The following is a 20919-nucleotide window of genomic DNA, read 5'->3' on the forward strand; positions in this document are numbered from 1 at the left end:
CATGGCGAGAACCCGGGAGTTCGACACCGAGGCGGTGGTGAGCCGCGCGATGGAGCTGTTCTGGACGCGCGGGTACGAGGCGACCTCGGTGCGCGACCTCACCCGGCACCTCGGGATCGGACAGGGGTCCCTGTACGCGGCGTTCGGCGACAAGGACGGCCTGTACCGGGCCGCGCTGGAGCACTACCGGGCCACCTTCGCGGCGGCGGCCCTGAGCGGCCTCCAAGAGGGCGCGGACGCCCGCGCGGCGATCCGCGCGCTGCTGGTCGAGCGGATCCGGATCGCCGTCGGACACGGCGGCCGGGGCTGCCTGCTGGTCAACGCCGCCACCGAGCGCCTGCCGGAGGACCGGCCGACCGGGCGCATCGTGCGGGACGTGCTCGACGCCAACCAGACCGCGCTCGCCGACCTGCTGCGCGCGGCCGCGGAGCGCGGCGAGATCTCGCCGCGGCACGACGCGCAGACCCTGGCCGCCTTCCTCGTCACGTTCCTCAACGGGCTTCTCGTCTCCTCGAAGATCACGCCGGACGCCCGCGCCCTGGAACCCCTCGTGGAGGTCGCGCTGACCACGCTCGACTGACTTTTTCACGCCCCGAATCTGTATCGGGCGATCCAGATAGGACCTCGGATGCTCCCGGCGGGTCACCGGAACGACCCACAGGCGCGGCCGGGCGACGCCGGGCACCCCGGTCCGACAACCGGAAAGGCGGAAAAATGATCCTCGACCACCGCAAGGCTCCCGTCCGAACGGGCCGTGCCGCCGTCAACGGGACGAGCCTGCACTACCGGACGGCCGGATCCGGCCCGGCGGTCGTGCTGCTGCACGGCGTACCGAAGACCGGCTACCACTGGCGGCACCTCGTCCCCAAACTGACGCCGCACCACACCGTCGTCGTGCCCGACCTCCGCGGCCTCGGCGACTCCGCCCGTCCCGCGGACGGCTACGACTCCGCGACGATGAGCGACGACATCGCCGCGCTGATGGCCCGCCTCGGGCACGGCACCTACAGCGTGATCGGAGAGGACTGGGGCGCCGTGATCGGCTACCAGTTGGCCGCCCGGCACCGCGCTCACGCGCGCGCCCTGGTCTTCGCCGAAGCCCTGTTCCCCGGGTTCGGCTTCGAGGACCACGCCGCGCTCACGCACGAGAACGTCTCGGCCGGCATGCACTTCTGGCACCTGGGCTTCTACTTCCAGCCGGACGTGCCCGAGATGCTCATCGCGGGACACGAACGCGAACTGATCACCTACATGATCAAGAACGAGCGCAGCCACCCGGACACCGCCACCCCCGACGCGATCGAGGAGTACGTACGCTGCTACTCCATGCCCGGCGGCATCCGCGCGATGCTGGCGATCTACCGGGCGATGCTCGTCGACGCCGAGCAGAACCGGCAGGCGGCCCGGAACAAGCTGGACATCCCGGTGCTGGCCCTCGGTGGTTCGGCCTTCATCGGTGACCGCAACGAGTCCCAGATGCGGCTGTTCGCCCACGACGTCACCGGTCACGTCTTCGACGCCGGGCACGACCTCGCCGAGGAGGTACCCGACGAGATGGCGGACGTCGTACTGCCCTTCCTGGCCGCGCACGCGTAGCCGGGCGACGGGAGCGCTCCGGGCCGCCGGCGGGAACGTTCCGGGCCATCGGCGGGAGCGCCCCCGGCCGCCGATGGGAAGACCCCGGGCCGTCGGCGCGGACGGCCCGGGTCGTCGGCGGAAAGGCTCCGGGCCGCCGACACCGACGGCCCGAGCCACCGACAAGAACGCCCCGGACCTCCGACGCGGACGGCTCTGGCCTCCGACGCGGACGGCCCGGGGCCCCGCCTCAGGCCGTCGCGCCACCCCTGCGGTAACCGAGGACGGCGAAGGCCGTGAGGCCGGCGCTCCACGCGAGGAGGACGGCCAGGGCCGTCAGGGTCGGGGTGTGGCCGAGGGCGAGGTCGGAGGCGATCTCCTTGTAGCGGTTGACGGGGGTCGCGCCCGAGACGCGGGACAGCCAGTGCGGCAGGTCCCCGGTGTCGATCAGCAGGCCGCCGACCACGGCGAGCAGCAGGTAGGAGGCCAGTCCGACGGAGTGCGCCTTGGCGCCCTCGATCAGGTAGCCGCAGCCCAGGGCCAGCATGGCGACGGGCACGATGCCCAGCCACAGCACACCGAGCAGCCCCGCCCACTCCCCGGCGCTCAGCGAGACGCCGTTGACGACCGCCGCCAGCAGACCGACCGCGAGCACCGGGGGCAGCGCCAGGAACATCGCGCTCACCCCGCGCCCGACGACCACCGTGGCGGCGGGCAGCGGGGTCAGCCGCAACTGCCGCAGCCAGCCCGCCTTCTTGTCCTCGGCGATGCCGCCGGACGTGGTCATCACCGCGCCGAGGGCACCGAACCCCGCCATCCCGGCCAGGGTGCGCACCTGCTCCGCGTGTGTGGGGTGACCGCTGCCCATGTGGCTGAAGAGCAGGTACATCACCACCGGAGCGGCGAGGGAGGTGATCAGGAAACCGCCGTCGCGCACGGTGCGGCGCAGTTCCAGGCGCAGATAGCCGAGCAGCATCACCGAGCACTCCCCACGTGGGTGTCACCGTTCTCGGAACGGGTGGTGGCACCGGTCAGAGCGGTGAACGCCTCGTCGAGGCCGCCGCCGGTGACCTCGACGTGACGCAGGGCGCCGCCCTGGGCCAGGGCCGTGACGGTCAGGTCGGCGTCGTCGGTGGCGAGGTGGACGCGCGCGCCGCGCACCTCCACGCCGGTGACGCCGGGCACCCGCGCGAAGGCGCCCGGCTCCCGGCCGTCGAGGTCGACGCTGACCCGCCGGCCGCCGGCCCGCTGCTTCAGCTCGGCGCCGCTGCCGTCGGCCACGACCGCGCCCCGGGAGATGACGACGATCCGCCGGGCGTACTCGTCGGCCTCCTCCAGGTAGTGGGTGGAGAAGAGGAGGGTGTTGCCGCGGGCGGCGTACGCGGCCATGGCCTGCCACAGTTCCCGGCGCGCGGTGACGTCCAGGGCGGCGGTCGGCTCGTCCAGCACGATCAGTTCGGGATCGCCGCACAACGCCAGGGCGAAGCGCACCCGTTGGGCCTGTCCGCCGGACAGTTTGTCGACGCGGCGGTCGGCCAGCCCGGTGAGCCGGGCGACGTCCAGGACCTCACCGAGCGGCATCGGGGACGGGTAGGTGCCGCGGACGAACGTGAGGAGTTCCCTGACGGTGACGCGCGGGATCAGCCCGCCTTCCTGCGGCATCGCACCCACCAGCCCGGCGCGCACCGCCTCTTCCGGTGTGCGGCCCAGCAGGCCGATGTGCCCGTCGTCGGGGGCCAGCAGCCCGAGCAGCAGGGCGATGGTGGTGGACTTCCCGGCGCCGTTGGGGCCGAGCAGGGCGACCGTCTCGCCGCGGTCGACGGCCAGGTCGAGGCCCCGGACGGCGTGGACGTCGCCGTAACTCTTCTTCACGGCAGCGAAGTCGACGGCGGTCCCGGCCCGCCGCGGGGTCCTGGGAGGGAGAACTGATGGCGTCATGCCGACGACCCTAGGGAGCGCCCCACGGGCCCCGGCAGATCCGAACCACCCCTTCCCAGCAGGACATTCGTCATCGCGGGAGGGTGATTTCCGTGAGTGCGCGGCCTGATGACCCTGGAAAGCCCCTGCCGTGCGCCGGGGGCGCAAACTGCCGTGGAACGTCGACGCGAGCAGCCTCCGGGACGCGCGCCGGCACCTCCCCGCTCCGCCCATACACCCGCGGAGAGCCTGAACCACCCGTGCTCAGGGCCCGTGCTCAGGGTGCCGGGAACCGGGCGATGTACGCGGCGAACGGCTCGATGCCGGCCTCCGCGCGGCGCTCGTCCACCCGTTCGGGGTCCTCGCAGGGCCACGGAACCGGCGCGCCGTCCCGTACGCCGGCGATCTGGGTGCCGTAGATCTGCTCGCGGCCCTCGTTGACGAGGGTGCGGTCGCGGAGGAAGGCGAGTCGCGGGGTGCGGCACGCCCCTCGGCGACCGCCTGCTCCAGCAGGCGGAGGGCGCGCCGCTGGACGTCGAGCTGCCGGTCCGCTTGCTGGGCGATCAGCCAGGCCGCCCGGGCCGCGTCGGGGCCGACCAGGTCGGCGGCCGGCCGGCCGTGTGCGTCCATGATCTCGTTCAGCCGGTCGCCGTGCCGGGCGGTCAGGCGCCGCCAGGCCGGCTGCCCGCCCGGGTCCTCGTCGTGCGCGCGGGCGGCGGCCCGGTGGTCGTCGGCGGCCATGCTTTCGAGCTCCGCGGCGAGGGCCGTCATGGCGGCGGTCACCGTTCCACTCCCCCCCCCGAGGGTCGGGTCGGCAAGGGATTTCCCTCACCCTAGGGGGACGAATCCGCCCGGAGATCGGCCGCGGGGACGGTGACGGAAGGGCCGGTGCGCGGCGATGATGGATCTGCTCCCGAAAGGCCGGATCCGCCGGCCGTCGTTAGGGTCGGACGTATGACACTGACGATGCGGGAACGTGAACTGTTTCTGGCGGAGCCCCACATCGGTGCGTTGTCGGTGGCCGAACGGCCGGATCGCGCGCCGCTGACCGTCCCCATCTGGTACCAGTACACGCCGGGTGGCGAGCTGTGGGTGCGGACCGGGCCCGACTCCCGGAAGGCGCGGGCGATCCGGGCGGCGGGCCGGTTCAGCCTGATGGCACAGCGGACGGATCCGACGGTCCGCTACGTGTCCGTCGAGGGCCCGGTGCTCAGGATCGAGGAGGACAGCCCCGAGCGCTCCCGGGAGATGGCCGCGCGCTACCTCCCGGCCGACAAGGTCGACGGCTTCGTCGAGTACGACCGGACACGGCTCGGCGGGCACGTCCTCGTCTTCATGCGGCCGGAACACTGGATCTCCGCCGACCTGGGCGGCTTCTGAGCGGCTTCCGGGCGGCTTCCGGGCGCGCTGCGCGCCGCGCCGGCCGCGATCCGGCCCGGCACCCGCGTCGTGGGCATCCGCACCGCCGCCTTCGTGCTGGCCGCCGCCGGGCTGCTCGGCCACCGCCCACCGGCGCGACGGCGGCGGCCGGCTGCGCCGGATGTTCCCCGTCGTCCGCCGCACGTTCCGGCCGGCGGGCGCGGGAGCGGTGACGGTGGCGTCCGCGTAAGAGGAACGGGTCCGCGTAGGAGAAACGGGTCCGCCCGCCGCCGTCAAGGGAGGTGACGGCGGCGGGCGGACGGGCCGGGCGGCGTTCGCTCCGCCGGCGGCCGGGCTCAGATCCGGGCGAGCGACCAGTCCCGGGGGCGGACGATGGCGAAGCCCTGCCCGGGAGCGGCGCGGAAGCCCTCGGGGGATCCCGCGAGGTACTCGGATATGGGCGTCTTCATGTGGTAGAGCACCACGGATGTCGGGACGCCGAAGATGGCCGGGCAGTCGGTGAACAGCGGCGCCTCCGCCTGGACGTAGGCGAGGCCGGCCCGCAAGTGCGCCTCGGTGACGGCGCCGGTGCCGGAGCGGCCTTCGACGACGTCCCGGACCAGTGCCCGGCAGGTGGCGGCGAACTCCGGGTCCTCCCGGAAGGCGCGGTCGGTCTCCCAGCGGACGGCTTGGTAGCCGGGGAGTTCCATGATCTCGGACAGGGCGCGGACGCGGATCCGGGCACCCTGCGGGCCGAGCCGTTCCCGGGCCCGCTTGATGCGCCTGCGGACGTCCCGGACGGTGGCCTTCACGGACTTGGCCGCGCTCTCGGGCGTACGGCCGTCGGCGAGGAGCATCTCGTCTAACGCGGTGTCCACGTACACGACATCGATGTCCTCGAAGGACCGCTCGGCCCAGTCGAGCAGGGCCGTGAGCCGGTCCTGGTTGAAATAGCTGTTGCCGGCGCTCACGCCGATGAGGGCGTGCTCTCCGCGCGGCAGGATGCGCCGGCAGTTCTCGCCGAGCGGCTCCCCGTGCATCTCGATCGCGGGAGCGATCGGGGAAGCGCTCGGGGAAGCGTCCGTCAGCACATGCGGCGACATGTCAGTTCTCCTCCGGAGGGGGGTTCGGGGGTGTCCGCCTCGAATGGGGGGAGGCCGGAACGTCAGGACGCCGGGGCGTCCTTCAGCGTCTCGGCCATCTTCGAGCAGAGTTCGTCCAGCACCCGGCCGATGTCCGTGTCACCGCCCATGGGCGCGAACATGTAGTCGTCCAGGCGCTGCCGCACCTCCGTGAGCCCGGGTGTGCTGCCGCCGGCGTTCTCCAGGATCTCCAGGGTGCGGCGGGCGGCGTCGGCGCAGCGGAACGCGCCGTAGTCGGCCGGCTCGTTGAGGAGCCCCCGGCCGCTGCTCAGCAGGTAGGCGGCGAGCAGCGCGATGTCCTCATGCAACCGGTTCTGCGGTGCCACGGTTCCCCCAGACTTCATAGCTGATGACCTCGTTCTTGTCGCGGCGGTCGGACGGCGTGGGCTCGTGCGCCGGGCGCCCGACGGGCACCAGCAGCACGGGTTCGAGCGCCTCCGGGAGGCGGAGGAGGTCGCGCAGGATCTCCTCGCGGAAGCTGCTCACCGGGCAGCCTCCGAAGCCGAGAGCGTGCGCGGAGAGCAGCAGGTTCTCCACGGCCATGGCCACGCAGAGCTTGGAGGTCTCGTAGATCTTGCGGGAGACCTCGCCGGTGAAGCCGGCGGTCAGGCGCCGGTCGACGCAGGCGACGACGACGAACGCCGGGGTACCGATGATCCCGGGCGAAAAGGCGCGCAGGAGGCGGACGTTGCGGGGCTCGCGCACCACGACGAACGACCACGCCTGCTTGTTGGAGGCGGTGGGTGCGGCGAGCATGCACTCCAGCATCGCGTCGATGAGCTCGTCGTCGATGGGTTGCGGCGCGTAGTTCCGGAGGACGGTCCGGCTGCGGATCACGCGATGGGTCTCGGGCAGCGTTTCCGGCAAGGTGCTTTGTGGCATCACTTCCCTTTCTCTTGCCACTCGGGCGGCAAACGCCCCTTGTGTATCCCACGGTCACCGGCCGACTCAAGAAGTCAACACGGCAATATGCCGCGACACCAACCGGAACTGGTTGTTCAGTAAGGAAACGGGCGAATGGCCGAACAGGCGCTACTCAACCGGGCGTTCGTTTGGCAGGACCGATCCGCCCGACGGGGGTCTCCGGCTGCTCAACGCGCCGGGAGCGCGGGCCTGCCAGACGGGCCGGGGTGCTGTCCAGTACGCCTTTTCGGCCGCGAAACGAAGAGCCCGGCGCGTTCGAACGCGCCGGGCTTGACCGGACTTGACCGAGAAGTCACCGCTTTCCGTCCCGGGATGTGGGATTCCTGACGGTGGCGGCCTCTCGGGCGACCGAGGGGCGCGCGGCCCCTACGAGAGGACGGAGACGTTCCCGCCGTGCGAGAGCACCTTGATCCGGTGCGGGGCGCCGGCGGTCGAGGGAACGGTGACCTTCCGGTTGCCGCCCGACGTCGTCGCGTCCACCGTGTAACTCCCCTTCGGCACCCGCACGGTGATGTCGCCGCCCTGCGTCCGGCCGTCGACCACGTCGGGCGCGGCCGTGAAGGCGGCCGTCACGTCCCCGCCCCGGGTGACCGCGCGGACCGACCGGGACGCGGAGTCCTTGACGTGGATGTCCCCGCCGCTGGTGTCGGCGTCGACACCGCCGGACGTCCCGGCGACGGTGATGTCGCCGCCGGCCGTCTTGAGCTCGACGGCGACGGAGGGCGGAGCGAGCACGGTGAGGTGGACCGTACACCGGTGGGAACCGCCGCAGTGCGCCTTCTCCACCACGAACCGCCCGTTGTCCAGGCGGTGTTCGGGACTCGGCTTCGGCCCGCTGTACTCGTACCGCTCGGTCACCTGCACCTTGTCCGCCCCCTCGGCGAGCGGACGCACACTGATGTCCCCGCCGAGCGTCTGGGCGTCGATCACCGTGACCTTCCCCCGCACGGTGTACGTACGCTCCGCCTTCTTCGTCGGACCGTCGGTCATCGAACACCCCGTCACCAGCAGAGCGGCGCTCAGCGCGGCCCCGGAAAGAGCGAGGAGGGAGGTGCGGTGGCGGGACATGGGGTACGGACTCCAAGTGCGGGCGGACGAGGCCGCGGAAGGCGGCGACGGACAGCGCACCCGGCGTGAAAGGCCCCCTTCCGGCGCCCGGCGCGTCCCCACCACCCTCTCCCGTCACAGATGACGAGTCGTCGGCACGAGGGATGATTCCCCACCGCCCGATTCCCTAGGGGACACGCCCGAGGGGCGGTTCCCCAAGGGGCGCGCCCGGCGGCATACCCCGTAAAAGCACCGCCCCGCACGGTCCGGGCCGACACCGCCCCCCTCTGGCACCAGACTCCCCGTCGGAGGGCTCCGTACACTGGTGGGCATGGCATCCCGCATCAGTGAGCTGGTCATCGACGCCGTCGACGCCGAGCGGCTCGCCGGGTTCCGGAGTGAGGTCCTCGGCTACGTCGAGACCGAGCGGGAGGACGACGGGAGCATCGCGATCGGGCCGGCCGGTGTCGGGGGCGGGGGGCCGCAGCCGATTCCGGTGATCAGCCCCAGTACGGATCCGCGGCCCGCGAAGCTCGGGCTGCACCTCGACGTCAGTCCCACCGACCGGGACCAGGAAGCCGAGTCGCAGCGGCTGCCCGCTCTCGGGGCCAGACCCGCCGACGTCGGGCAGACGGGCCGGGAGAGCCGGCACGTTCCGGCCGACCCGGAAGGGAACGGGTTCTGCCTGTTGCGCCGCCGGATCCAGCCCCTCTGACCACCTACGCCTCCGCCTCCGCCTCCATAGGGAAGACCGATACCGCCGTGAACCCGCCCGCCGCTCCCTGGACCACCCGCCCCGAGACCGCCGCCGACATCGCCGCGGTCCGTGCCGTCGAAGCCGCCGCGTTCCCCACCCCGGCGGAGGCGGACCTGGTCGACGCGCTGCGTGCCGATCCGGCCTGGATTCCCGGGCTGTCGCTGGTGGCCGAGGCGCCGGGTGGCGAGCTCGTCGCCCACGCACTGCTGACGCGGTGTCACATCGGGGAGGAGCCGGCGCTCTGCCTCGCCCCCGTCGCCGTACTGCCCGCCCACCAGCGGACGGGTGCCGGTTCGGCGGCCGTCCGGGCGGCCCTCGACGCGGCGCGGGCGCGCGGCGAGCACGCCGTCACGGTGCTCGGACACCCGGACTACTACCCGCGCTTCGGCTTCGAACGGGCCTCCGCGCACGGCATCCTGCCCGCCTTCGAGGTGCCGGACGAGGCGATGATGGTGCTGGCCCTCGACGCGGACCGGCCGCTGCCGGCGGGCAGGATCCGGTACGCGGCCCCGTTCGGCGCCTGACCACGGCGGCGTTCGACCGCGGGCCATCCGCGGTCACAGGTACGGGCAGGCGAACAGGTCGCAGTCCGGCCACTTCCCGGTCTCCCCAGGACCCCCTCGGCGAGCCCGGCCGGTTCGGCGGCGTGGAAGTCCGTCGGCGGCCGGATGTCGACCGGGATCGCACAGGAACACGGGGTCCCTCTCGTTCCGAACGGCCACCCGCCCGCGACGTGGTGCGGCGGATGGCGCACGGTGACGGCCCGCACCCGCGCTCACCCGGCTCACGCCCGTCGCGCGTCGTACCGCTCCTGCGCGGCCGCGACCTCCCCGACGTGCCCCTCGACCCAGCGGGCCAGCGACCACACCTGCCGGGCCGCCCGCTCCCCGAGCGGGGTCAGGGTGTAGTCGACGCGCGGCGGGATGACGGGGTGGGCGTGCCGGTGGACGAAGCCGTCGCGTTCCAGGGTCTGGAGGGTCTGGGCGAGCATCTTCTCGCTGACGCCGCCGATGCGGCGGCGCAGTTCGCCGAAGCGGTGGCTGCCGTCCAGGAGGGCGGCGAGCGCCAGGATGCCCCAGCGACTGGTGATGTGTTCGAGGAGCTGCCGCGAGGGGCAGTTCGCCGCGTTGACGTCGGGGGCCGCGAGCCCCGGATGCCGTTCCCGGCATCCTTCTTCCCTTACGTCCATGCCAGCAGCTTACTTCAAAGTGGGTACTCACCCTGAGTAAGTACAGCTCCTAGGGTGAGTGTCAGGTCGCGCCTCACCGCGTCGGAACCCATCACCTCAGGAGCACGCATGAGCATCGTCATCACCGCTGCCACCGGCCGCCTCGGTCGGCTCGTCATCGACGAACTGCTGGGCCGGGTCCCGGCCGACCACATCGTCGCCGCCGTCCGGGACCCCGCCAGGGCCGCGGACCTCGCGGAGCGCGGCGTCACGGTCCGCGCCGCCGACTACGACGCCCCCGGAGACCTGAAGGAGGCCTTCCGGGCCGGCGACCGCGTCCTGCTGATCTCCGGCAACGAGATGGGGAAGCGGGTGGCCCAGCACACGGCCGTCGTCCGGGCCGCCGCGGCGGCCGGCGTCGCCCAGCTCGCCTACACCGGCATACTCGGCGGCCCGGACGCCGGTTTCGCCCTCGCCGACGAGCACACGGCCACCGAACGGGCCATCAAGGACGCCGGTGTCCCCTACACCTTTCTGCGCAACGGCTGGTACTCCGAGAACTACACGGAGGCCCTGGCGCCCGTTCTGGAGCACGGCGTGGTCCTCTCGAACACGGGCGACGGCCGGATCGCGTCGGCCGCCCGCGCGGACTTCGCGGCGGCGGCCGCGGTCGTTCTGACCGAAGAGGGACATGTGGGGCGGGCTTACGAGCTGAGCGGCGACGTGGCCTGGAGCCTCGACGAGTACGCGGCGGAGGTGGGGCGGCAGGCGGGACGGCCGGTGGTACACCGGAACCTCCCGCCCGCGGAGCACCGGGCCGTGCTGCTGGGGGCGGGCGTGCCCCTGCCGGTTGTCACCGCCATCGTCGGCGGGGAGGAGGCGGCGAGCCGTGGGGCGCTCGCCGCGGTCTCCGGCGACCTTCACCGGCTGATTGGGCGTCCGACAACGCCGGTCGCGGACTCGATCGCGGAGGCGCTGCGGGGGGTTTGAGGGGGGTGCCCCGGTCCCGCCCTTTCACCGTTTCCTGCGGGGGCTGTGCCCCCGCACCCCCGGACGGGCTGAAATCAGCCCGTCCGGCGATTGAGGACGAGCGGCGAAGCCGCGAAAAGGGGGTCTGGGGGCTTGCCCCCAGGAATCGGCGAAGGGGTGGGACCGGGGCACGGCCCGCCGCAGGCGCCCCGCCGGGCAGGCGCCCGCTAGCCCCGCGACCGCGCCTTGAACGCCGCCTTCCGCGCCGCCTTGGCGACCCGCTTCTCCGGATGCAGCCGCCCCATCGCCTCCAGCACATCCGCCGTGGCGGGGTGCTCGACCCGCCAGGCCGAGTCGAAGAACCCCCCGTGCTGCCCCACCAGCCCGATCACCAGCTCCCGCAGTTCCTCGGAGTCCCCCTCCGAGGCGAGCTGCGCGGCGATCGTGTCGATGGTGAGCCAGAAGACCATCGCCTCGCCGGGCTCGGGAATGTCCTTGGCGCCGCGTTCGGCGAGCCAGACGCGGGCGAGGCCGCCGAGCCTCGGGTCGTCGAGCACCTCGCGGAACGCGGGCTCGGCGTCGAGGGGCACCAGGGTCAGGGCCTGCTGGCAGGCGAGCCGGCGCAGCGGGGCGTCCTCGTCGTCGCCGCGGGCGGCGGCGAGGAGTTCGCGGGCGGCGGTCAGCGGGTCGCGGCGGGCGAGCCAGAGTTCGGTCTCGGCGCGGGCGGCCGGCCGGGGGTGGTGCGGGAGGGCGGCGAGGAGCGCGGCGGCGTCCTTTTCGGCCAGGTCGCCGACGACGGGGGCGTCGACGCCCGCCTCCAGCATCCGGGTGCGGACGGCGAAGACGCCGAGCGGGGTGAGGGCGACCATGCCGTACCGGGTGACGTCCTCCTCCTCGGGCGCGTCGGAGGTGACGCCGTCGACGGACTCGCGGATGTGGCCCTCCCCGTCGACCTCCTCGATCAGCGCCTCGTCGACGGGCTGGTACGCGATGAGGCCGGTCGGGGCGAGCAGCCGGAACTGGTCGTCCAGGCGCATCATCGCGTCGGAGACCTCTTCGAGGACGGCGTCGGTGGGCTCGTCCATGTCGTCCGGGACGATCAGGGAGGCGGCGAGCGCGGGGAGCGGGACGGGCCGCCGGGCGTCGTCGTCGGAGTCCAGCGCGGTCAGCAGGTAGAGGTTGCCGAGGACGCCGTCGAGGAAGTCGGCCTCCTCCTCGGGGTTCCAGTCGACGGCGTCGAGGTCGAGGTCGCCGTCGTCGGCGAGCTGGTCGACGATGTCGCCGAGGTCCGGGGCCGCCGCGTCGGCCAGGACGGTCTCCAGGCCGCCGAGCCACAGGTCGAGGATGTCCTGCGGGCTGCCGGAGGTGAGCGTGGCCAGTTCCTCGCCGGCGACGGCGGTGCCGCTGGGCTCGTCGGACGACGGCTCGGCCTCCGCCCCGTCCGCCTCCTCGTGCTCACTGAACTCGACCAGCCCCGTGTCCAGCGCGAGCTGCCACGCCTCGGCCGTGTACGCCGGACCGTCCTCGTCGCCGTCGAGCCCGAGCAGCCCGGTGGCGGTGCGCAGCTGGTCCGCGAGCAGTTCGCCGCCCGCGCCGACCGGGATGCCCTCGCCGGCCCAGCGGGCCAGTCGGGCGGCGCGGGCGAACAGCGGCGCGGAGAGCGCGTCGCGCGCGAGCTCCGCGTCGGGGAGGAGCCGCACCGGCGGCATGGTCGGGCGGTCTGCGGGCATCAGGGGGGTCATCTCCTCGGGGTGACGGCACGGGGGCGTGCCGGGGTGCGGGCGTGACGGAGGTCATGACCGGAGACCATGACCGGGAACAGCATGGCCTCGGCCATCCGCCCGCGGCGGCGAGCGCGCGGGGATCACCGACGGCGCACGTACCGCCCCAGCGTAGACGGCTTTCCGGGCCCGCCGCCCGGTTCACCTGCCCGCCGGTGTGCGTACACCCACATGACCTTGACAACTGACGTGCTCACGCCCGAAATTGACGCGCGTAGAAGTCGGTGCGGCGGGGGGCGAGCGGAACATTCGCTTCCGTCCGCGGCCATCGGCTCCTCCTCCCACCCTCACACAAGCCTCCGGAGGCTTCTCGTGCCCAGCAGTCGGCACCGCACCAGCCACACCCGGCGTAACGGCCGTAGCGGTCGCATCAGCCGCGCGTACGTCACCACCGGCACTCTCGTCACCGCCGCCCTCGCGGCCGGCCTGCTCATCGCCCCCACCGCGGGCGCGACGGGCGCCACGGGCGGGACCCGGATCCACGACATCCAGGGCACCACGCGCGTCTCCCCGCTGGCCGGGAAGCAGGTGACCGAGGTGCCGGGCGTGGTCACGGCGGTCCGTGCCTTCGGGTCCGCCCGCGGCTTCTGGTTCCAGGACCCGCACCCGGACCGGGACGCGGCCACCAGCGAGGCCGTTTTCGTCTTCACGGGTGCGACGACCCCGTCCGTCGCGGTCGGCGACGCGGTGCTGGTCTCGGCCACGGTCGCCGAGTACTACCCGGGCGGCGAGGCCGCCGGGCTGCAGTCGGTCACCCAGCTCACCAAGGCGACCTGGACCGTCACCTCCTCGGGCAACGCCCTGCCCGCCGCCGTCGAGCTCAACGCCCGTACGCTGCCCGCCCGTTACGCGCCGACGCCGCCCGACGGCAGCGGCGGATCGATCGAGAAGCTGCGGCTGGACCCGGACCGCTACGCGCTCGACCGCTTCGAGTCGCTGGAGGGCATGCGGGTCTCGGTCAAGAACGCGCCGGTCACCGGCGCCACCAGCAGCCACAAGGACCTCTGGGTCACCGCCGACCCCCGCCACCACCGCACCGCGCGCGGCGGCGTCCTCTACGGCTCGTACGCCGACCCCAACGCGGCCCGGGTGAAGATCTCCTCGCTGATCCCGTTCGCGCAGCGCCCGTTCCCGGTCGCGAACGTGGGTGACGAGCTGACCGGCACCACCGCCGGCCCGCTGGACTACGACAACTACGGCGGCTACACCCTCCAGGCCACCGAGCTCGGCACGCTCGCCGACCGGGGGCTGAAGCGCGAGACCACGCGCCGGCAGCGGGACGGCGAACTCGCCGTCGCCACGTACAACGTCGAGAACCTCTCCCCCAAGAACCCGCAGGAGAAGTTCGACCGGCTCGCCTCCGCCCTGGTGACCAACCTCGCCGCGCCCGACATCGTCGCCCTGGAGGAGGTCCAGGACGACAACGGCACCACCAACGACGGGACCGTCGACGCGAGCGCGACGCTGAAGAAGCTCACCGACGCCGTCGCGAAGGCGGGCGGCCCGCGGTACGAGTGGCGGCAGATCGACCCCGTGGACGGCAAGGACGGCGGCCAGCCCGGCGGCAACATACGCACCGCCTTCCTCTTCAACCCCGCCCGGGTGAGCTTCACGGACATCGCGGGCGGCGGCTCCACGAACCCAGTGGACGTCGTCCGCGACCACGGCCGGGCCGCCCTCACCGCCTCCCCCGGCCGCGTCGACCCGGCGAACGCCGCGTGGGAGAACAGCCGCAAGCCGCTGGCCGGCCAGTTCACCTTCCGCGGCGAGCGGGTCTTCGTGATCGCCAACCACTTCAACTCCAAGGGCGGCGACCAGGGCGTCGACAGCCGCTTCCAGCCGCCCGCCCGCACCTCCGAGGTGCAGCGCGGCAAGCAGGCCGCGGTCGTCAACGCCTTCGTCAAGCGGATCCTCGCCGCGGACCGCAAGGCCAACGTGATCGTCGCGGGCGACCTCAACGACTACCAGTTCTCCCCCGCGCTCCGCGCCCTCACCTCCGGCAAGGTGCTGACCGACCAGGTGGGCCTGCTGCCCGCGAAGGAACGGTACGGCTATGTCTACCAGGGCAACTCCCAGGTGCTGGACCACATCCTGACCAGCCCGGCGATGAGCGGGAAGACTCCGCGCACCGCCCGGACGGACTACGACATCGTCCACATCAACGCCGAGTTCGCCGACCAGGCGAGCGACCACGACCCGCAGGTGCTGCGCTGGACGCCGCGAGGCTAGCCCCCTTCTTTAAGGGCTGCTGAAACGTAGCGATAGCAACTGTCCATGGACCGTATGGTCGAAGGGGCCCAGAATCGGGGCGAGTTCCCCGATTCCGGAGTGTGACGCGATGCCGCCCACCAGCCCCTTCGGCCGTACGGTCTGTGCGATGGTGACCCCCTTCACCTCCGACGGCCGACTCGACCTCGACGGCGCCCAGCGCCTGGCCGACCACCTCGTCGGCGCGGGCCGCTGCGACGGACTGGTCCTCAGCGGCACCACCGGCGAATCGCCGACCACCACCGACGAGGAGAAGACCGCCCTCGTCCGGGCCGTCACCGAGGCGGTCGCCGGCCGCGCCCGGATCACGGCGGGCGTCGGCACCAACGACACCCGCCACACCGTCACCCTCGCCCGCGCGGCGGAGGCGGCCGGCGCCGACGCCGTGCTCGTCGTCACCCCGTACTACAGCCGGCCCCCGCAGGACGCCGTCGAGGAACACTTCCGGACGGTGGCCGACGCGGTCGGCGTCCCCGTCATGCTCTACGACATCCCCGGCCGCACGGGCACCCGCATCGAGGTGGACACGATGCTGCGGCTGGCCGAACACCCACGCGTCGAGGGCGTCAAGGACTGCGCCTACGACCTCCTCGGCAGCGCCAAGGTCATCGCCGCCACCGGGCTCGCGTACTACTCGGGCAGCGAGGAACTCAACCTGCCGCTGCGCTCGGTGGGGGCGGTCGGGTACGTCAGCACGGTGGCGAACGTCGCGGGGCCGCTGCTGGCGGCTTCCCTGGACGCGTTCGATTCCGGTTCCGTGGAGGAGGCGAGGCGGCTGCACGCGGCCGCTCTGCCGCTCGTCGAGGCGATGATGGCGGGCGGGCTGCCCGGCACGGTGACGGCGAAGGCCCTGCTCGGTGCACTGGAGCTGCCGGGCGGGCCGGTTCGGGCGCCGCTGCAGGCGGCTTCGGAGGAGTGGGGGGAGCGGTTGCTGGAGGTGCACGGGGAGGCGGTGGGGGCGCTGACGCGCTGAGGGTGCCCCGGTCCCGCCCTTTCTCCGTTTCCTGGGGCTGCGCCCCAGACCCCCATTGTCCTCAAACGCCGGACGGGCTGATTTCAGCCCGTTGGGGGTGCCCCCTCTGGGGGAGTTTGAGGACGAGCGGCGAAGCCGCGATAAGCGGGGTCTGGGGCGCAGCCCCAGGAATCGGCGAAGGGGAGGGACCGGGGCACCAGCCCGCCGCAGGCGCCTAGTTGTGGCTGTGCAGCGCCTCGTTCAGCCCGCCCCACGTGCTCTTGTACGGACGAGCCTCCACGGCCCCAGTGGTCGAGTTCCGCCGGAACAGAATGTTGCTCGCACCCGAAAGCTCCAGCGCCTTCACGATCTCCCCGTCCGGCAGAGTGACCCGAGTACCGGCGGTCACATACAGCCCGGCCTCGACGACGCACTCGTCCCCGAGCGCGATCCCGATACCCGACTCCGCGCCGAGCAGACAGTTCGCCCCCACGGAAATGATCTGCTTGCCGCCACCGGACAGCGTCCCCATCGTCGACGCGCCGCCCCCGATGTCGCTGCCGTCACCGACCACGACACCCGCGCTGATGCGCCCCTCCACCATGGAGGTACCCAGCGTCCCGGCGTTGAAGTTGACGAAGCCCTCGTGCATGACGGTCGTGCCCTTGCCCAGGTGGGCGCCGAGGCGGACGCGGTCGGCGTCGCCGATGCGGACGCCGGCCGGGACGACGTAGTCGGTCATACGCGGGAACTTGTCGATGCTGGTCACCTGGAGGTGCAGGCCCTCGGCACGGGCGTTCAGGCGCACGGTCTCGATCCGGTCGACGGCGACGGGGCCGAGCGAAGTCCAGGCGACGTTGGCCAGCAGGCCGAACATGCCGTCCAGGTTCGCGCCGTGCGGCCGGATCAGCCGGGACGAGAGCAGGTGCAGCCGCAGGTAGACGTCGTGCGCGTCGAGCGGCTTGTCGTCGAGCGAGGCGATGACCGTGCGGACCGCGACGACGGTGACGCCGCGGCGGGGGTCCGGGCCGACGGCCTTCAGGGCGGCCTCGCCCAGCAGCTCGGCGGCACGCTCGGCGGTCAGCTGCTCGGTGCCGGCCGGGCCGGGGGCGTCGGCCAGCGCGGGGGCGGGGAACCAGGTGTCGAGGACGGTGCCGTCGGCGGCGATCGTGGCGAGGCCGGCGGCGGCGGCACCGGTGGTGAGGGGGACAGCAGCATCGGTCATGTCCGAAAACCTAACCGGAGGGGCCCGCTCAAGGCGAACCGGACTCCCGCACCCCGGTGGCCCGGAGAAGCCGGGGCTCACCCCACCAGCCGCGCCACCGCTTCCCGTACCTCCGCCCGCGCGAAGGGCCGCCCGCTCACCAGGCACTGGAGCAGCACCCCGTCGAGCAGCGCGGCGAGCGCGCGGGCCGCGGCGGCGTCGGGCGTACGGCGGCCAAGGACCGCGGCCATCTCCTCGACGCACTCGGCGGCGACCGGACGGACGGCCGGACGGCGTAGGGCGGCGGCGTAGAGCTCGTACTCCAGCTCCAGGCGCGCACGGTCCCCGGCCAGCGACTCCGCGACGAGGTCTGCGACGGCGTCCGCGAGGGGCGCGTCCGCGGGCAGGCCGCGTTCCCAGGCGGCGAGGCCGTCCAGCCACTCCCGGGTGGTCCGGCGCACCGCCTCGACGAGCAGGTCGTCGAGGGTGGCGAAGTGGTACGTCGTCGAGCCCAGCGGCACGTCCGCCTCGGCGGCGACCGCCCGGTGGCTGAGCGCGCCGAGGCCGCGGGCGGCGACGACACGGACGGCGGCCTCGACGATGCGGTCGCGGCGGTCGGGATCGTAGCGGCGGGGCATCAGTGGGAGGCCCCGCCGAGATTGAGGACGACGACACCCGCGACCACCAGCAGGATCCCCCCGATCCGCGCCGCGTTGACCGCCTCGCCCAGGAAGAGCATGCCGATCGCGGCGACGACCGCCGTGCCCGCGCCGGACCAGATGGCGTAGGCCGTGCCGACGTCCATGGCCTTGAGAGTCCGCGCGAGGAGGAGGAAGGCGACGAGGTAGCCGACCGCCGTTCCGAGCGAGGGCCAGAGCCTGCTGAAGCCGTCGCTGAACTTCATGCAGGTCGTGGCGGCGATCTCGGAGGCGATCGCGCCCGCGAGGGTCAGGTACACCATGTGTACGAGGGTACACAACGGTGTGTACGGGTGTACGCAACGTGGGGTGGGGGGTGGGGTTGCCCCGGTCCCGCCCTTTCACCGTTTCTTGTGGGGAGGGCCCCGCGCCCCCTGAAACCGCGCTCCGCGCGGTTGTCCTCAAACGCCGGACGGGCTATTCAGCCCGTCCGGCGTTTGAGGACGAGCGGCGCAGCCGCGACAAGGGGGTCCCGGGGCGCAGCCCCGGAAGAAACGGTGAAAGGGCGGGACCGGGGCAGGCCAAACGGCCCACCCCAATCGCCCCCCGCCACCCCTCGGCCTATCCAGAGGACATGAGACCCCCTCACCGCCTCCTCCCCCTCGCCCTCCTGGCACCCCTCACCCTGGCCCTGACCCCGACCGACCCCCACCCCGACCCCGCGGCGCCCCGCGCCGCACTGCACCGGACCAGCGGCCAAGCCGTCCCCGCCCACTACATCGTCACCCTCCGACAGGGCGCCAGCCCCCGCGCGCTCACCGCCCTGCTGGGCGTCACGCCGGACACCGTCTACCAGCACGCCCTGCTCGGCTTCGCCGCCCGCCTCACGCCCTCCCAACTGGACGCCGTCCGCCGCTCCCCGGACGTGCGGTCCGTGGAGGAGGACGCGGTCCTCCTCCAGTCGTCCGCGGGCCCGTCCGCCGCTTCCTGGGGCCTGGACCGGGTGGACCAGCGGCGGCTCCCCCTGGACGGCCGGTTCACGGTCGCCGGCACCGGCGCGGGCGTGACCGCGTACGTCGTCGACACGGGCATCGACTACACGCACCCCGAGTTCGGCGGGCGCGCCCGCGAGGGCGTCGACCTGGTCGACCCGGACGGCGACGGCTCCGACTGCCTGACCGGCTCCGGGCACGGCACGCACGTGGCCGGGATCATCGGCGGCACGGAGCACGGCATCGCCCGGAAGGTGACGCTGGTCAGCGTGCGGGTGCTGGACTGCGAGGGGACGACGTCGGCCTCCCGTTTCATGGCGGGCCTGGACTGGGTCGCCCAGCACGCCGGGCCGGCCTCCGTGCTGAACGCCTCGCTCAACGGCCCGTACTCCGCGGCGACCAACGCCTCGGTGGCCGCGGTCGCCGAGCGCGGGGTGCCGCCCGTCGTCTCGGCGGGCAACGCGCAGGCCGCGACGGCGGCCACCGACGCCTGCGGCAACTCGCCGGGCAGCGCGCCGGGGGCGGTGGTCGTCGGGGCGACGGACCGCGACGACCGGATGACGTCGTTCAGCAACTGGGGCTCCTGCCTGCGGCTCCTCGCCCCGGGCCTGGACATCGTCTCGGCCCGCGCCGGCGGCGGCGCCGCGACGAAGAGCGGCACCTCGCAGGCCGCCCCGCACGTCACCGGGGTGGCGGCGCTCTACAAGGCGGCGCATCCGGACGCGTCGGTGCGGGCGGTGACCGAGTGGCTGGAGCAACAGGCCACACCAGGGGTGCTGAGCGAACTCCCCGACCGGACACCGGACCGGCTGCTGAACACGGGCGGCCTCTGACTCCGGCCGGACCACCGCCTGCTTGACCAAACCAATACTTGCTCACCCAAGCAAATCCCAGCTACTTTTTGCTCATGCGAGCAAAGAACAGCGAAGTCAAGCAAGGAGCCGCCCCGACCGCCGACCGGACGTTCACGGAGGCCGCCCGGCGGGCACAGATCGTGAACGCCGCGATCGAGGTCATCGCCGAAGTCGGCTACGCCAAGGCGTCGTTCTCCCGGATCGCCCGCCAGGCCGGGCTGAGCAGCACCGGGATGATCTCGTACCACTTCGCCGGCAAGGACGACCTGATGCGCGAGGTCGTGGCGGAGGTACTGCGGGTCGCGGACGCGTACATGCGGCCCAGGATCGAGGCGCACACGACCGCCCCGGAGCGGCTCCGCGCGCACATCGAGTCCAATCTCGCGCTGCTGGACGTCTACCCGAAGCACCTGCACGCCATGGTGGAGGTGCTCACCGGCGTCCGGGGCGAGAGCCCGTCGGCAGGGGAGTTCCGCGCCGCCACGGACACCCTGCTGGACACCCTGATCACGGCCGTCCGCACGGCCCAGGAAGCCGGGGAGTTCGGCGAGTTCGACCCGGCGACCATGGTGTACGCGCTCCGCGGCTCCATCGACGCGCTCGTGATGCGCGCCGCCCACGACCCGGACTTCGACGCCGCCGCCCACGGCCGCCGGCTCGCCGACCTCTTCGACCGCGCGACCAGGAGCACCCCGTGAGCACACAGCCCGTGACCGTCCCCGTCCCGCCGCCGCACACCGAGCGGCAGAAGACCGCAGCCTTGCGCAGGCTCGTCGTCCTCCAGCTCCTCTTCGAACTCGCCCTGCCGATCGGCGCGTTCTACGGACTCCAGGCGGCCGGCGCGAGCCAGTGGGCCGCGCTGGCGGTGGGCAGCCTGATCACCCTGCCCTGGATCGTCCACGGGATGATCCGGCGCCGACGGGTCGACCCCATGGGGCTGTTCACCCTCTGCCTGATGCTGCTGGGCGCCCTGATGTCCCTGGTGACCGGCGATCCGCGCGTCCTGCTGGTGCGCGACAGCTGGCTCTTCGGCCTCATCGGCCTCTGGATCCTGGGCACTCTGCCGACCCGCCGCCCGTTCATCATGTACATGGGCCAGACGGTCGTCACCGCCAAGCTGGGCGAGGCGGGGTGGCGCGCCTGGGCCTCCCGCTGGGACACCGAGCCGGCGTTCCGCCGCGACGTACGGGTGCTCACCGCCGTCTGGGGCGCGGTGTTCACGCTGGACGCCGCGGTGCGGGTGGTCCTGGCCCTGACGGTGCCGGTGGGTTCCGTGCCCCTGGTGAGCACGGTGCAGTGGTTGGCGGTCCTCGCCGGCCTGATCCTCTTCCACAACGTCTACGTCACCCGGCGCGGACTGAAGGCGTGAGAC

22 protein-coding genes and 1 pseudogene are annotated in these 20919 nt (G+C 73.0%); 11 read left to right on the top strand and 12 right to left on the bottom strand.

Going from position 1 to position 20919, the window contains the following annotated elements; translation table 11 throughout:
• The first annotated feature begins 1 nt into the window (after position 1).
• Positions 2 to 580, top strand: coding sequence for a TetR/AcrR family transcriptional regulator (locus tag ACH4PU_RS20730; protein ID WP_398273793.1), 579 nt, complete (start codon positions 2 to 4; stop codon positions 578 to 580).
• A gap of 134 nt (positions 581 to 714) precedes the next feature.
• On the top strand, positions 715 to 1596 hold the full coding sequence (locus ACH4PU_RS20735; RefSeq protein ID WP_398273797.1) for an alpha/beta fold hydrolase: 882 nt from the start codon (positions 715 to 717) through the stop codon (positions 1594 to 1596).
• Between the two features lie 229 nt (positions 1597 to 1825).
• Here ACH4PU_RS20735 and ACH4PU_RS20740 read toward each other — a convergent pair whose 3' ends face one another.
• The 3 genes and pseudogenes from ACH4PU_RS20740 to ACH4PU_RS20750 all read right to left on the bottom strand — a co-directional run bounded on the left by ACH4PU_RS20740 (position 1826) and on the right by ACH4PU_RS20750 (position 4263).
• Positions 1826 to 2551: an ABC transporter permease gene (locus ACH4PU_RS20740; protein ID WP_398273800.1), complete on the bottom strand. Its 726-nt coding sequence runs from the start codon at positions 2549 to 2551 to the stop codon at positions 1826 to 1828.
• A complete protein-coding gene (locus ACH4PU_RS20745; protein WP_398273803.1) occupies positions 2551 to 3513 on the bottom strand; it encodes an ABC transporter ATP-binding protein in 963 nt (320 codons plus the stop codon). Before ACH4PU_RS20745 ends, ACH4PU_RS20740 begins: the two co-directional genes overlap by 1 nt.
• A 256-nt stretch (positions 3514 to 3769) precedes the next feature.
• Positions 3770 to 4263, bottom strand: a pseudogene (locus tag ACH4PU_RS20750) (DUF6624 domain-containing protein).
• 183 nt (positions 4264 to 4446) lie between these two features.
• Here ACH4PU_RS20750 and ACH4PU_RS20755 point away from each other — a divergent pair.
• Positions 4447 to 4872, top strand: coding sequence for a pyridoxamine 5'-phosphate oxidase family protein (locus tag ACH4PU_RS20755; protein ID WP_185943761.1), 426 nt, complete (start codon positions 4447 to 4449; stop codon positions 4870 to 4872).
• 335 nt (positions 4873 to 5207) lie between these two features.
• Here the strand turns inward: ACH4PU_RS20755 and ACH4PU_RS20760 are convergent, their stop codons facing one another.
• The 4 genes from ACH4PU_RS20760 to ACH4PU_RS20775 all read right to left on the bottom strand — a co-directional run bounded on the left by ACH4PU_RS20760 (position 5208) and on the right by ACH4PU_RS20775 (position 7985).
• Complete coding sequence (locus ACH4PU_RS20760; protein ID WP_398273806.1) at positions 5208 to 5954, bottom strand: tRNA-dependent cyclodipeptide synthase; 747 nt, start codon at positions 5952 to 5954, stop codon at positions 5208 to 5210.
• 62 nt (positions 5955 to 6016) lie between these two features.
• On the bottom strand, positions 6017 to 6319 hold the full coding sequence (locus ACH4PU_RS20765) for a DUF6092 family protein (protein WP_398273809.1): 303 nt from the start codon (positions 6317 to 6319) through the stop codon (positions 6017 to 6019).
• Entirely contained in the window at positions 6294 to 6830 is a 537-nt protein-coding gene (locus ACH4PU_RS20770) for a nitroreductase family protein (protein ID WP_398273812.1), read from the bottom strand. Before ACH4PU_RS20770 ends, ACH4PU_RS20765 begins: the two co-directional genes overlap by 26 nt.
• A 453-nt stretch (positions 6831 to 7283) precedes the next feature.
• Positions 7284 to 7985, bottom strand: a complete 702-nt coding sequence (locus tag ACH4PU_RS20775; RefSeq protein WP_398273815.1) for a DUF4097 family beta strand repeat-containing protein — start codon at positions 7983 to 7985, stop codon at positions 7284 to 7286.
• A gap of 310 nt (positions 7986 to 8295) precedes the next feature.
• On the opposite strand from ACH4PU_RS20775, the gene ACH4PU_RS20780 reads away from it, so the two are divergent.
• Together ACH4PU_RS20780 and ACH4PU_RS20785 are read left to right on the top strand one after the other, a co-directional pair.
• A complete protein-coding gene (locus ACH4PU_RS20780) occupies positions 8296 to 8679 on the top strand; it encodes a VOC family protein (protein ID WP_398273819.1) in 384 nt (127 codons plus the stop codon).
• Between the two features lie 47 nt (positions 8680 to 8726).
• Positions 8727 to 9245 carry a GNAT family N-acetyltransferase gene (locus ACH4PU_RS20785; protein WP_398273822.1) on the top strand — a complete coding sequence of 173 codons (519 nt, stop codon included), beginning with the start codon at positions 8727 to 8729 and terminating at the stop codon, positions 9243 to 9245.
• A gap of 260 nt (positions 9246 to 9505) precedes the next feature.
• Here ACH4PU_RS20785 and ACH4PU_RS20790 read toward each other — a convergent pair whose 3' ends face one another.
• The gene (locus ACH4PU_RS20790; RefSeq protein WP_398273826.1) at positions 9506 to 9910 is read right to left on the bottom strand and encodes a winged helix-turn-helix transcriptional regulator; all 405 of its coding nucleotides are present in this window, start codon (positions 9908 to 9910) and stop codon (positions 9506 to 9508) included.
• Between the two features lie 108 nt (positions 9911 to 10018).
• Between ACH4PU_RS20790 and ACH4PU_RS20795 the strand changes: the two genes are divergently transcribed.
• Positions 10019 to 10879, top strand: coding sequence for an NmrA family NAD(P)-binding protein (locus tag ACH4PU_RS20795; RefSeq protein ID WP_398273829.1), 861 nt, complete (start codon positions 10019 to 10021; stop codon positions 10877 to 10879).
• A 206-nt stretch (positions 10880 to 11085) separates the two neighbouring features.
• Here ACH4PU_RS20795 and ACH4PU_RS20800 read toward each other — a convergent pair whose 3' ends face one another.
• Positions 11086 to 12588, bottom strand: coding sequence for a hypothetical protein (locus ACH4PU_RS20800; RefSeq protein WP_398273832.1), 1503 nt, complete (start codon positions 12586 to 12588; stop codon positions 11086 to 11088).
• Positions 12589 to 13008: 420 nt separating this feature from the next.
• Between ACH4PU_RS20800 and ACH4PU_RS20805 the strand changes: the two genes are divergently transcribed.
• Together ACH4PU_RS20805 and dapA are read left to right on the top strand one after the other, a co-directional pair.
• The gene (locus ACH4PU_RS20805; protein ID WP_398274177.1) at positions 13009 to 14868 is read left to right on the top strand and encodes an endonuclease/exonuclease/phosphatase family protein; all 1860 of its coding nucleotides are present in this window, start codon (positions 13009 to 13011) and stop codon (positions 14866 to 14868) included.
• A 109-nt stretch (positions 14869 to 14977) separates the two neighbouring features.
• Positions 14978 to 15880 (top strand): 4-hydroxy-tetrahydrodipicolinate synthase, encoded by a 903-nt coding sequence (gene dapA, locus ACH4PU_RS20810; RefSeq protein WP_398273835.1) that lies wholly within the window; start codon positions 14978 to 14980, stop codon positions 15878 to 15880.
• Between the two features lie 214 nt (positions 15881 to 16094).
• Here the strand turns inward: dapA and dapD are convergent, their stop codons facing one another.
• From dapD to ACH4PU_RS20825, 3 genes are all read right to left on the bottom strand, one after another.
• Positions 16095 to 17084, bottom strand: a complete 990-nt coding sequence (gene dapD / locus ACH4PU_RS20815; RefSeq protein WP_398273838.1) for a 2,3,4,5-tetrahydropyridine-2,6-dicarboxylate N-succinyltransferase — start codon at positions 17082 to 17084, stop codon at positions 16095 to 16097.
• Between the two features lie 77 nt (positions 17085 to 17161).
• The gene (locus ACH4PU_RS20820) at positions 17162 to 17701 is read right to left on the bottom strand and encodes a TetR/AcrR family transcriptional regulator (RefSeq protein ID WP_398273841.1); all 540 of its coding nucleotides are present in this window, start codon (positions 17699 to 17701) and stop codon (positions 17162 to 17164) included.
• Positions 17701 to 18024 carry a DMT family transporter gene (locus ACH4PU_RS20825; RefSeq protein WP_398273844.1) on the bottom strand — a complete coding sequence of 108 codons (324 nt, stop codon included), beginning with the start codon at positions 18022 to 18024 and terminating at the stop codon, positions 17701 to 17703. The genes ACH4PU_RS20820 and ACH4PU_RS20825 overlap by 1 nt, the downstream gene beginning before the upstream one ends.
• A 311-nt stretch (positions 18025 to 18335) precedes the next feature.
• Between ACH4PU_RS20825 and ACH4PU_RS20830 the strand changes: the two genes are divergently transcribed.
• The 3 genes from ACH4PU_RS20830 to ACH4PU_RS20840 all read left to right on the top strand — a co-directional run bounded on the left by ACH4PU_RS20830 (position 18336) and on the right by ACH4PU_RS20840 (position 20916).
• Complete coding sequence (locus ACH4PU_RS20830) at positions 18336 to 19526, top strand: S8 family peptidase (RefSeq protein WP_398273847.1); 1191 nt, start codon at positions 18336 to 18338, stop codon at positions 19524 to 19526.
• 74 nt (positions 19527 to 19600) lie between these two features.
• Complete coding sequence (locus tag ACH4PU_RS20835) at positions 19601 to 20245, top strand: TetR family transcriptional regulator (protein ID WP_398273850.1); 645 nt, start codon at positions 19601 to 19603, stop codon at positions 20243 to 20245.
• Entirely contained in the window at positions 20242 to 20916 is a 675-nt protein-coding gene (locus ACH4PU_RS20840; protein WP_398273853.1) for a VC0807 family protein, read from the top strand. The genes ACH4PU_RS20835 and ACH4PU_RS20840 overlap by 4 nt, the downstream gene beginning before the upstream one ends.
• Positions 20917 to 20919 lie beyond the last annotated feature (3 nt).

It is taken from the genome of Streptomyces sp. NPDC021100 (assembly GCF_044333095.1).
GTDB lineage: Bacteria > Actinomycetota > Actinomycetes > Streptomycetales > Streptomycetaceae > Streptomyces.